This window comes from Streptomyces sp. IBSBF 3136 (assembly GCF_036815105.1).
GTDB lineage: Bacteria > Actinomycetota > Actinomycetes > Streptomycetales > Streptomycetaceae > Streptomyces.
Window position 1 is genome coordinate 1 of record NZ_JAJSZC010000243.1, and the last position, 11462, is coordinate 11462.

9 protein-coding genes are annotated in these 11462 nt (G+C 75.2%); 5 read left to right on the top strand and 4 right to left on the bottom strand.

Going from position 1 to position 11462, the window contains the following annotated elements:
* Nucleotides 1–72: 72 nt before the first annotated feature.
* Together V7E45_RS34210 and V7E45_RS34215 are read right to left on the bottom strand one after the other, a co-directional pair.
* The gene (locus tag V7E45_RS34210; RefSeq protein ID WP_333778139.1) at nt 73–918 is read right to left on the bottom strand and encodes an SMP-30/gluconolactonase/LRE family protein; all 846 of its coding nucleotides are present in this window, start codon (nt 916–918) and stop codon (nt 73–75) included.
* Nucleotides 915–1688, bottom strand: coding sequence for an IclR family transcriptional regulator (locus V7E45_RS34215; protein WP_333778140.1), 774 nt, complete (start codon nt 1686–1688; stop codon nt 915–917). Before V7E45_RS34215 ends, V7E45_RS34210 begins: the two co-directional genes overlap by 4 nt.
* A gap of 147 nt (nt 1689–1835) precedes the next feature.
* Here V7E45_RS34215 and V7E45_RS34220 point away from each other — a divergent pair, with 147 nt between their 5' ends.
* Nucleotides 1836–2393, top strand: coding sequence for a hypothetical protein (locus V7E45_RS34220; protein WP_333778141.1), 558 nt, complete (start codon nt 1836–1838; stop codon nt 2391–2393).
* A gap of 31 nt (nt 2394–2424) precedes the next feature.
* On the opposite strand, the gene V7E45_RS34225 is transcribed toward V7E45_RS34220, so the two are convergent.
* A complete protein-coding gene (locus V7E45_RS34225) occupies nt 2425–3300 on the bottom strand; it encodes an ATP-grasp domain-containing protein (RefSeq protein WP_333778142.1) in 876 nt (291 codons plus the stop codon).
* A gap of 136 nt (nt 3301–3436) precedes the next feature.
* Between V7E45_RS34225 and V7E45_RS34230 the strand changes: the two genes are divergently transcribed.
* The 4 genes from V7E45_RS34230 to V7E45_RS34245 are packed head-to-tail and all read left to right on the top strand — an operon-like array spanning nt 3437 to nt 7970.
* Nucleotides 3437–4504 (top strand): MerR family transcriptional regulator, encoded by a 1068-nt coding sequence (locus V7E45_RS34230; protein ID WP_333778147.1) that lies wholly within the window; start codon nt 3437–3439, stop codon nt 4502–4504.
* Between the two features lie 18 nt (nt 4505–4522).
* Nucleotides 4523–5128 carry an O-methyltransferase gene (locus tag V7E45_RS34235; protein ID WP_333778143.1) on the top strand — a complete coding sequence of 202 codons (606 nt, stop codon included), beginning with the start codon at nt 4523–4525 and terminating at the stop codon, nt 5126–5128.
* A gap of 39 nt (nt 5129–5167) precedes the next feature.
* Nucleotides 5168–6616 (top strand): acyl-CoA synthetase, encoded by a 1449-nt coding sequence (locus V7E45_RS34240; protein ID WP_333778144.1) that lies wholly within the window; start codon nt 5168–5170, stop codon nt 6614–6616.
* On the top strand, nt 6609–7970 hold the full coding sequence (locus V7E45_RS34245; RefSeq protein ID WP_333778145.1) for a carboxyl transferase domain-containing protein: 1362 nt from the start codon (nt 6609–6611) through the stop codon (nt 7968–7970). Before V7E45_RS34240 ends, V7E45_RS34245 begins: the two co-directional genes overlap by 8 nt.
* Here the strand turns inward: V7E45_RS34245 and V7E45_RS34250 are convergent.
* On the bottom strand, nt 7963–11462 hold a 3500-nt coding region (locus V7E45_RS34250), incomplete at its 5' end, for a S8 family serine peptidase (protein WP_333778146.1). The two genes, V7E45_RS34245 and V7E45_RS34250, sit on opposite strands and share 8 nt — an antisense overlap.

Genomic DNA, 11462 nt, shown 5'->3' on the forward strand with positions numbered 1-11462 from the left:
ACCCGCGCCCCTAGGGGGTTGGGGTGCCGTCGGCCGAAAGCTCACCCGCGCCCCTTGGGGGTGCGGTGCCGGTCAGCCCTGGAACGCCGGCTGGGGGAGGCCCTTGCCCGCGCCCGGGAGCACCAGGACCGAGCCCGACAGGGGGTGGGGAGCGGGGAGGCCGACTCGGGCCGTTGTGATGTACAGGTCCGTCAGGTCGGGGCCGCCGAAGACGCATGCCGTGGTGCGCGGGGTGGGCAGCGGGACCACCCGGTCCAGCTCGCCGGACGGCGTGTAGCGGCGCACCGCCCCGCCGTCCCACAGCGCGACCCAGACACAGCCCTCCGCGTCGACGGTCAGGCCGTCCGGGAAGCCCGCGCCCTCCTCGATCTCCACCAGCGGGCGGCGGTCGCGGACGGTGTCGCCGTCGACGTCGAAGACGTCCACCCGGCGCGTCGGCGTGTCCGCGTAGTACATCAGGCCGCCGTCGGGGCTCCAGCCGGTGCCGTTGCTGACCGTGACGTCGGGCAGGACCGTGCGCACGGCGCCGTCGCCGGTCAGCCGGGACAGCGTGCCGCCGCCCGTCGCCTCGTCGTAGCGCATGGTGCCGGCCCACAGGGAGCCGTCGGGGGCGACGGCCGCGTCGTTGGCACGGCGCCCGGCGACCGGCTCGTGGTGCAGCCACCGGAAGCCGTCGTCGGGGTCGAGCAGGCCGACGCCGTCCCGCAGGTTCAGCACCAGGCCGCCGCCCGCCCGGGGCTTGGCGGCGCCGATGTGCTGCTCGGTGGTGCGGACCGTACGGCGGCCCGTCGCCGGGTCGTAGGTGTGGATGCGCATGCCCAGGACGTCCAGCCAGAGCAGGCGGCCCGTCGCCGGGTCCCAGGTCGGTCCCTCGCCGAGCGTCGCCTGCGCGCGCACGGCGACCTCGAAGGCCGTCATGCCACGCTCCGGTGGCCCAGCCGTTCCGACAACTCCGACGCGCCCTTCGTGGCCAGCTGCTCCAGCTCCGCCCGGCGCTCCTCGCTCCAGCGGATCATGGGGACCGAGATGGACAGGGCGGCGACCACCTTCCCGGCCCGGTCGCGCACCGGGGCCGCCACGCACGACACGTCCGGGTTGGACTCACGGCTCTCCACCGCGATGCCCCGCCGCCTGATCTCCGCGAGGGCCTCCCGCAGGGCGGCCGGATCGGTGATGCTGTTCGGGGTCATCGCGGCCAGCTCCGCGTCGTCCGGTATCCGCGCGCCCAGCTCCTGCTCGGGCAGCGAGGCCAGCAGCATCTTGCCGACGGAGGTGCAGTGGGCGGGGAGGCGGCGGCCGGCGGCCGAGACCATGCGCACCGCGTGCGTGGAGTCGACCTTGGCGATGTAGATGACGTCGGTGCCTTCGAGGATGGCCACGTGGACCGTCTCGTCGCAGGTCTCCGCCACCGAGCGGGCCACCTGCTGCCCCTCGGCCGCGAGGTCGAGCTGCTCGGCGTAGCGGCTGCCGAGCTGGTACGGCCGTACGCCGAGCCGGTACCGTCCGGGCTGTCCCGGCACGGGCACGATGTACGAGCGTGCGGCGAGCGTGGTGACCAGCTCGTGCACGGTGGTGCGCGGCAGTTGCAGCCTGCGCACGATGTCGGGGGCGGAGAGCGTCCCGTCACCGTCGAGGAACAGCTCCAGTATGTCGAGAGCCCGGGTCACGGCAGGCACGAGGCGTCCCACGTCCGGCCCCCTCCCTTGGGTCTGGGTGTCTGTGATCGAAATTCCACGTGTTCGAAATTTCAACAGACGATCGGCATGGCGAACACAGGCTAGTCATCGCGGCCGGTACGGGCAATGGTCCGGAGACAGCCGGGCACCATGGGTGCCATGGGACTCGATTTCCAGCTGGTGCTGCTGCGCCGCATGGCCGACCACAATCCGGACCTGGTCGAGGACGCCCGGCGTCGGCTCGGCGCGTCGCTCGCGGACATGCGGGAGACGAACAAGCGCTGGCAGGCGATGGTCCGCTCGCCCAGGTCCCGGTCCGCGGCCGCCCGTTACCGCTCGGTGCTGGGGCCGCCCGAGGACGTCGTCGCGCGCCGCCTCGGGGACGTCGACTGCGAGGCCCGGCGGTGGGCCCTGCCGCTCTGGCCGGAGCTGCTCTTCGAGGTGCTGGTCTCGCCCGACGGCGCGGTGTGGAACGAGTGGCTGGTGCGGGCGCCGGGCGCGCCGGCCCCGGCGCTGCGCACCCTGGACGACCTCACCCCGTGGTCCTGCACGGTGGACGAGGCCGCGCGCGCGTTCGCCCCGGCGCGCCCGCTGGAGGGCACCGCCCCCACCCGCTGGGGGCTCGCCTTCGCCGCTCCCGGCCGGGACGGCGTACGGCACGAGGTGGTCGCCGAGTTCACCTGGGGGCTGCTCCAGCGCACCGCCGTCCGCGCCTGAAGCGGGCCGGCGGCCCGGTTCCGCGTGCCGCTCAGTCCCGTTCCGCCGCCGCGATGATCGCCTCCGTGACGCGCGGCAGGGAGTCCGGGTGCAGGAACAGGAACAGGTTCGGCTCGACCAGTTCCAGCTCCATCACGCGAGGCTGTCCGTCGTCGCCGTCGACCAGGTCGACCCGCGCGTACAGCAGTCCCGCCGCGTCCGGCACGGCGGCCAGCGCCCGTTCGGCGACGGCGAGTTCGGCGTCCGTGGGCTGCCAGCGCCGCAGTTCGGGGTGGGCGACCTTGTCGGCGTCGTAGGGGGTGCCGGGCGCGAGGACGGCGCCCTTGCGGCTGGCGTGCAGCAGACGGCCGCCGAAGAACTGCAGCGCCCGCTCCCCGCTGACGTCGATGCTCCGCAGGTACGGCTGCACCATCGCGGTGAAGCCCTCCGCGTGCATCCGGGCGAGCTGCCGTACGGCCGTGCCGTGTTCGGCGGGTGTGTAGCGGGCGGCGAACCGGGCGCCCGCCCCGGAGGTCGGCTTGATCACGTACTCGTGGCCGGTGGGCAGGTCGGCGGGGTCGCCGGGAGCGAGATACCGCGTCGGGACGGTGGGCACACCGGCCGCCGCGAGGTCGCCGAGGTAGCGCTTGTCGGTGTTCCAGCGCACGATCCCGGCCGGATTGGCGATGCGGGTGACCTTGCCGACGCGGTCCACCCACTCGCCGAACTCCGCGGCACGCCAGCTGTAGTCCCAGGTCGAGCGGATGACCACGAGGTCGTAGCCGCCCCAGTCCGCTTCGGGGTCGTCCCAGTGCCGTGCCTCGGCCCGGGCCCCGGCCGCCCGCAGCGCCTCCACCAGCACCGGGAGGTCCCTGTCCTTGCTGGGCTCGGTGCCGGGGTCGTAGGTGGCGAGGGCTATGCGGGGCACGTCGGGCTCCCTTTCGTACGGCGGTTCGATCACCGGCGAGGCTAACAACCGGCCGGGAACCGGGACAGCCAGTTTGACCTTCACCTTCGGGGAAGCCCCAGCATCGGTGGCGGACGACGAGGAGCGCGAGGTGCTCATGGAGTTGCTGACGATCGGCGCCTTCGCCAAAGCGAGCCGGCTGTCGCCGAAGGCGCTGCGGCTGTACGACGAGCTGGATCTGCTGCGGCCCGCACGGGTCGACCCCTCCAGCGGCTACCGGTACTACGCCGTGGAGCAGTTGGAACGGGCCCGGCTCGTGGCCTGGCTGCGGCGGCTCGGCATGCCGCTGGCCGAGATCCGCGCGGTGTGCGCCGTGGACCGGGCGGACGCCGCCCGGGAGGTCCGGGCGTACTGGGCGCGGGTGGAGGCGGAGACGGCCGTGCGCCGGGATCTCGCCGCGTTCCTCGTCGACCAACTGACGGTCGAGTCGAGAAGGGATCACACCACCATGCTGGAACTGCGTTATGCCGCCCACTCCGACCGTGGGCACGTCCGCACCGCCAACCAGGACACCGTGTACGCGGGCCGCAGGCTGCTCGCCGTGGCCGACGGCTACGGCTCCGCGGGGGCGCCCGCGAGCAGCGCGGCCGTGGAGGCGCTGAAGTTCCTGGACGAAGGGGAGGAACTCGCCGCGGGCAGCGTGCTGAACGTACTGGAGGACGCCGTGCGGGGGGCGAGCGAGGCCGTCCTGGATCTCGCGGCGGACGGCGCGGACGCCGGGACCACGCTGACCGCGCTGCTGTGGACGGGGTCGAAGCTGGCCCTCGTCCACATCGGGGACTCGCGGGTCTATCTGCTGCGGGACGGCGAGCTGTTCCGGATCACCCACGACCACAGCCTGGTCCAGTCGCTCATCGACGAGGGCCGGCTGACCCCCGAGGAGGCCGCCAGCCATCCGCAGCGGGCGCTGCTGCTGAAGGCCCTGGGCACGGACACCCCTCCGGTGCCCGACCTGCGGCTGCACGAGGCCCGGCCGGGCGACCGCTATCTGCTGTGCTCCGACGGCCTGTCCGCGGTCGTCCCGGACGAGCGGATCCGGGCACTGCTGGCCGTCTCGCGGGCCCCGGACACCACCGTGCACGCCCTGATCGAGGCGGCGAACGCGGCCGGCGGCCCGGACAACGTGAGCTGCGTCGTCGCCGATCTGGTGGAGGCGGCTGCCTGAGCCGGGCAGGATCGGTCCATGGCACTGACCGGAACGGACGCGTACACCGCCCTGGACGGGCTGCCACCGCTGGTGGAGGCGGCCCTGGCCGCCGCCCGCGCCGACGGCTTCCGGTACTCCTGCCGCCCCGAACAGGGCCGCCTGCTGCACGCCTTGGCGGGCGGCGCCCGGGCCCGTATCGGGGAGACCGGCACCGGTCTGGGGGTCGGGCTGGCCTGGCTGGCCTCGGGCGCGGCGCCCGGGGTGCGGCTGTACAGCGTGGAGCGTGACCCGGGGCGGGCACGGTCGGCGGCGGCGGTCTTCGCCGGCCACCCCCAGGTCACCGTGGTGAGCGGCGACTGGCGGCTGATCGAGGAACACGGGCCGTTCGACCTCCTCGTGCTCGACGGCGGCGGACAGGGCAAGGCGCCCGGGGACCCGCCCGCCGACGTCGGGCGGCTGCTCGCCCCCGGCGGGACGGTCGTCGTCGACGACTTCACCCCGGCGACCGCCTGGCCGCCGCTGCACGAGGGCGAGGTCGACCGGGCCCGGCTGCACTGGCTGGGGCATCCGGCGCTCAGGTCGGCCGAATTGCGGCTCGCGGCCGACTTGAGCACGGTCGTCGGAACGCGGCGGCTGGTGTAGGAAGGTGTCGACGTCCCCGAGCCCCAAGGAGTGCGCCGCGTGTCCTCCCTCTTCCCCGCCCTGGCGGACGGTCCGGGCGACCGGGTCGCCCTGCGGTTCGGCGAACGGTCGCTGACGTACGGCGCGCTCGCGGGCGCGGCGGGTGCCCTCGCCGGGCGCGTCCGCGGCACCGGCCGGGTCGCCGTGTGGGCGACCGTGGAGCTGGAGACCGCCGTCGCGGTGACGGGCGCGCTGCTCGCCGGGGTGCCCGCGGTGCCGCTGAACCCGAAGTCGGGCGGCCGGGAGCTGGCCCACATCGTCAGCGACAGCGCCCCGGACCTGGTCCTGGCCGCGCCCGGCGCGCGGTTGCCCGCCGAACTCGGCCACCTGGCCCGGCTGGACGTGGACGCCTCGGCCGCCGGCCCCCTGCCCGAGGAGCGGGCCGGGGACGGCGACCCGGCGCTGATCGTCTACACCTCCGGCACCACCGGCCCGCCCAAGGGCGCGGTCATCCCGCGCCGGGCCCTCGCCACGACGCTGGACGCGCTCGCCGACGCCTGGCAGTGGACCGGCGACGACGTCCTGGTGCACGGGCTGCCCCTGTTCCATGTGCACGGGCTGGTGCTGGGCGTGCTCGGCCCGCTGCGGCGCGGCGGCTCGGTGCGGCACCTGGGGCGGTTCGGCACCGAGGGCGTGGCCCGGGAGCTGAACGACGGCGCGACCATGCTGTTCGGGGTGCCGACGATGTACCACCGCATCGCCGAGGCCCTCCCGGACGAGCCGGAGCTGGTCAAGGCCCTGGCCGGGGCCCGGCTGCTGGTCTCCGGCTCGGCGGCGCTGCCCGTGCACGACCACGAGCGGATCCTGGCCGCGACCGGCCGCCGGGTGATCGAGCGCTACGGCATGACGGAGACGCTCATGAACACCAGCGTGCGGGCCGACGGGCCGGCCCGGACCGGCACGGTCGGGGTGCCGCTGCCGGGCGTGGAGCTGCGGCTGGTGGAGGAGGACGGCACGGAGGTCGCCGGGTACGACGGGGAGACCGTCGGGGAGATCCAGGTGCGCGGCCCGAACCTGTTCACCGGGTACCTGAACCGGCCCGACGCGACCGCCGCCGCCTTCACCGCCGACGGCTTCTTCCGCACCGGCGACATGGCCGTGCGCGAGAGCGACGGCGGTGTCCGCATCGTCGGGCGCAAGGCCACCGACCTGATCAAGAGCGGCGGTTACAAGATCGGGGCGGGTGAGATCGAGAACGCGCTGCTCGAACACCCGGGGGTGCGCGAGGCCGCCGTGACGGGTGAACCGGACGCGGACCTCGGCGAGCGCGTCGTGGCGTGGATCGTCCCGGCCGGCCCGGGCGCCCCGCCGTCCCTGGAGGAACTGGCGGCGCACGTGGCCCGGCGGCTGGCCCCGCACAAGCGGCCGCGGGTGGTCCACCACCTCCGGGCGCTGCCCCGCAACGACATGGGGAAGATCATGAAGCGGGCGCTGGTGGCCGATGCCTGAGCGGTTGTCGGCACGGGAGGTCCTGGCACTGGTCGCCGACGAGGGGACGTTCGGCGAACTCCCCGTCGCCGCGCGCCGGCCGGCGGTGAACGGCCCGCTCGGCTGGCAGGGGTACGACGCCTCGCGGGCCCGGGCCGTCGAGCGCACCGGCGAGGAGGAGTCCGTCGTCTGCGGCACCGCGAGCGTCGGCGGCACCCGGGCGGTGCTGCTCGCGTTCGAGTTCGGCTTCCTCGGCGGCTCGCTGGGCGAACGCACCGGCGACCGCCTGGAGGCGGCGTACCGGCACGCCCGGGCCCACCGGCTGCCGGTCGTGCCACTGGTCGCGACCGGTGGCAGCCGGATGCAGGAGGGCATGCTCGCCCTCACCCAGCTCCAGCGGGTGGCGCGGGAGTCGGCGCTCACCCGGGAGGCGGGGCTGCCGCAGATCGCGGTGGTGCGCGACCCGACCACCGGCGGCGGCTGGGCCACCCTCGGTGCCGGGGCCGATGTGATCCTGGCGCTCCCCGGGGCCCAGGTCGGTTTCGCCGGTTCCCGGGTGCGGCCCCGGGACGCGGACCCGGCCGCCTACACGGCCGAGGCCCAGGTGGCCGCGGGATCGGCGGACGCCGTGGTGCCGCCCGAGGAGCTGCGCGCCGTGCTGGGCGCCTGGCTGCGGCTGCTCACCAGCCCGGCGCCGGAGGCTCCCGCACCGCGCGCCCTCGGCTCCGCCGCGCTGCCCGACACCGGCTGGGAGGCCGTCCGTCGCGCCCGCTCCCCCGAACGCCCGCGCGCCGAGGCCTACTTGGACGCCTACTTCAGCCACCGGGCGGCACTCGGCGGCGACCGCTGCGGTGGCGTGGACCCCGGCGGCATGCTGTGCGGGTTCGGTGCGCGGGACGGCCGTACGGTGGCGTACGCGGCGCAGACCGGGGCGCCCACCCGGCCCGCCGGGTACCGGACCGCGGCCCGGCTGATCCGGCTCGCCGACCGGCTCGGCATCCCGGTGCTGACCCTGGTGGACACCCCGGGTGCGGCCAATGACGCCGAGGCGGAGCGGGCGGGGGCCGGGGCGGCGATCGCCGACGTGTTCTCGGCGGTGGCCTCGGCGCGGGTGCCGGTCACCACGCTGGTCATCGGGGAGGGGGGCTCCGGCGGGGCGCTGGCGCTGGCCGCGCCGGGCAACACCTGGGCCACGCCGGACAGTTACTTCTCGGTGATAGCGCCGGAACTCGCGGCGGCCATCCTCAAGCGCCCGCCGCACGAGGTGGAGGCGACGGCGGGCCAGCTGCGCATCCGGCCGCAGGACCTGGTGGAGCTGGGGGTGGTCCGCGGCGTCGTCGAGGCCGTGGACCACCCCCCGTCCCGGGCTACCTGACGCCCACCGCCCGGACGATCTCCTGGGTCACCGAGCCCCCCTTGTCGTCGTGGGCCGAGGCCCGCAGGGAGACATGGGCGGCGCCCCGGGGCACGGTCAGCGTCCCGTGCCAGGCCGCGCCCCTGCGGGCGGTCAGCGGGACGGCCCGCCAGGTGGCGCCGTCGTCGTACGACACCTCCAGCCGGCCCCCGCCGAGGCGGCCGGTGCCGGCCGCGCCCGCCACGTACTGCGCGCCGAGCGCGACGGGGAGCCGCCGCCCGGCGCGCACCGTGCCGGCGAGGTCGGTGTCGAGGTGGAAGGCGAGGTTGATCAGCGGCAGCAGGGTCCAGTGGTCCTCCGGGGTGGCCGCCGACCGGAAGGTCCACTCGGTGTGGCCCTTGGTGGCGGGCTGCCAACTGCCCGCGTCCAGGGCGGTGTCGGTGACCACCTTGTAGGTGTGCGCGTCGGCGGGCGCGTCCCATACGTAGGCGCCGGAGCCGGTGCGGCGGTCGACCCGCGTGCCGTCCAGGTAGACGGCGGTGGTCTGGGTCATCCCGCTGCCCTCGCTCCACACGTCGCCGAAGCCGGTGTGGTCGGGCCCGGAGTCGCCCCAGCCGGGGGTGTTCAACTGGATCTGATTCCCGGCGCGTTGCTGGCCCCAGCCGAGTCCGGTGCCGAGCCAGGGGTGCCACACGGGACGGAACCAGTTGAGCTCGGGCCGGCTACCGCCGTCGTAGCGCACGAGTCCGCCGCGTTCCTCGAGCGCGCCGTCGCGGACGGTGACGGACTCGTGCCACAGCTGTCCGGGGCCGGTGGAGACGTGGTCGGTGCGTTCGGCGGGCAGGTCGATCCGCTCCTGGAAGCCGAGCCCGATCGGGAAGGTGTCGGTGATCGAGTATCGGAACTCGCCGCCGCTCACCGGCGCGGCGGCATGGAACCTCACGTGCACGGCCGCGAGTTGGCGCTTCGTGGGGGCGTAGGTGAGGGGCCGGTCCGGGATCGCCCCGGGGTGGCCCTCGGACAGGTCGTACACGTACGGCGAGTTGCGGGTGCCGGTCATGTCGACCTTGCCGGCCGCCCGCAGCCGTGCCGCGTCCGCCCGGCTGACCGTGGCGATCTGCAACGGCCGGTCGGCGTTGTCGTCCGTGCCCCACCAGGCCATCAGCCGGCCGGGCGCGTCGTCCGTCACGAACAGGGCCTTGGCGCCCGCGTCCTGGGCGGCCCGGGCCAGCGCGGCCGGGTCGGCGCCGTCCGCGAGGTGGGCGAGCACCGCCCTGCCCGCGGCCTTCGTGAACGGCCCGTCCCCGACGTCGACCAACGGCAGCCTGGTCCGCCCTTCGAGGAGCGTCCCGCCCGCCTGCACGGTCGCCTCGCCGATCCCCCGGACCGTCAGCAGCGGCTCGGCCAGCCGCCACACGGTGCGGTACTCGAAGCTGCCCCGGCTGACTTGCTCGGTGGGGGCGGCGAAGACGCTGTCGTAGGTGAGGGGCACCTGGACCGCGCCGAACAGGTCGGCGCCGTTCGCCTTGCGGTCGTACTCCATGAGGAGCTGCCGGGTCTCGGTGCGCCGGCCGACGTCGGCCCTGATCTCCCGCAGCCGGCGCCCGTCCAGGGTGACCTCGCGGTCGCGGTCGAGGACGGTCTCGGGGACGGCGAGGAAGCCGAGGCCGAGCGAGTCGGGGCCGTGGCTGCCGCGCACGTCGAGGAAGGAGGCCAGGCTGTAGGTGCCGGGCCGCAGGCGCAGCTTCAGCGTGCCGGAGTCACCGACGTGCGCGGGCTGGGCGTCCTCGTTCCCGGCGAGCCGCTGCACGGCGAGGTCGGCGGCGGTGGGGGCTCCGTCGCGGTCCCGGACGTGGACGGTGAGCGTGTACCGCTCCTCCTCCTTGACCAGTCCGAACACGGTGTGGGCGAGCGGGGTGCCGTCGGGGCCCGAGGCCACGATCTGCCCGCTGCTCTCCCCGACCGGCGCCTTCGCCCCGTCGCCGGTGACGGTGGTGGAAGCGGTGCCGTGCGCGGGCACGGTGAGCGCGGGGTCGGCGAGGGTGACCGGCCCGTCCGGGCCGCCCTGGACGGCGAGGTCCAGCCGTATGTCGGCGTCGGAGGAGTTGCGGTAGGTGAGGGTCCGGGTGACGGGGCGGTCGGCGTCGTACGGCCAGCTGTAGAAGCCGAGGTCGGCGCTGCCGGTGGCGGTGATCCGCGCCCGGACCGCGTCGGGCACGCTCACCCGGCCCGCGCCGAGCTGGTAGGCGGACGCGTCGAGCCGCTTCGAGCTGGACATCAGCGCGTCCTTCAGCTGCGCGCCGGTCCAGTCCGGGTGGGCCTGGGCGAGCAGGGCCGCGACCCCGGCGACGTGCGGGGTCGCCATGGACGTGCCGCTCATGGAGGTGTAGTAGCCGCTGCCCTCGGCGAGATGGGAGCGGGCGGCGAGGATGTCCACGCCGGGCGCGGACACGTCCGGCTTCAGCGCGTTGTCGCCGGAGCGGGGGCCCGCGCTGGTGAAGTAGGCCGCCTGGTCGGCGGAGTCCACGGCGCCGACGGTGAGGGCCGCGTCGGCGGCGCCGGGCGAGCCGATGGAGGACGGGGCGCCGGTGTTGCCGGCGGCGACCACGAAGAGGGCGCCGGTCTCCTTGGAGAGGTCGTTCACCGCCTGGGCCATCGGGTCGGTGCCGTCGCTCGGCTCGGTCGAGCCCAGGCTCATGGAGATCACCCGCGCGCGCACGTCCCGCGCCGCCCACTCCATGCCCGCGATGATCTGCGACTCGCTGCCCGAGCCCTGGTCGCTGAGCACCTTGCCGACCGCGAGGGTGGCGCCGGGCGCGACCCCCTGTTCGGTGCCGCCGGACGCGGCGCCGCTGCCGCCGACGGTGGAGGTGACGTGCGTGCCGTGCCCGTTGCGGTCGGCGACCTCCGCACCGTCGATGAAGCTCTTGGTGGTGCCGACCCGGTCCGCGAGGTCGGGGTGGCTCAGGTCGACGCCGGTGTCGAGGACCGCGACGGTGACGCCCTTGCCGGTCAGCCCCGCGTCCCAGGCGGCCCGCGTGCCGATCTGGGCGTTGCTCTCCGCCATGTCGGCCTCGACCCGGCCGTCGAGCCAGACCTTGCCGACGCTGCGGCCGTGCGTGAAGGACCGCCAGAAGGTACGTCCCCGGTGCGCCGCCACGGCGGCGCCGCGCAGACTCGGCAGCGACCGGGTCCGCCGGGTCCCGGCGGGAGTGGTGACGCGGGCCCCCTTGCCGTAGGTCACGATCAGCGGCAGCGTGCCGGACGCGTCCGTCAGTCCCTGCCGGATCAGCCCGCTCACGTCGAACAGCCGCCGGTCCAGGGTGCCGGCCCGCAGGTACGGCAGCGCCTCGTCGGGTACGACGGTGATGTCGCCGTCGCTCGTCTGCGTCCGCACCGCGCCGGTGGCCCCGGCCGGACGCCGCACGGTGACGGTCCGTCTGCCGTGCCCGAGGTCGGTCACGCTGACCTTGTCGCCGGTGACGAGGGTGACGGTGGCGGGGGTTCCGGGGG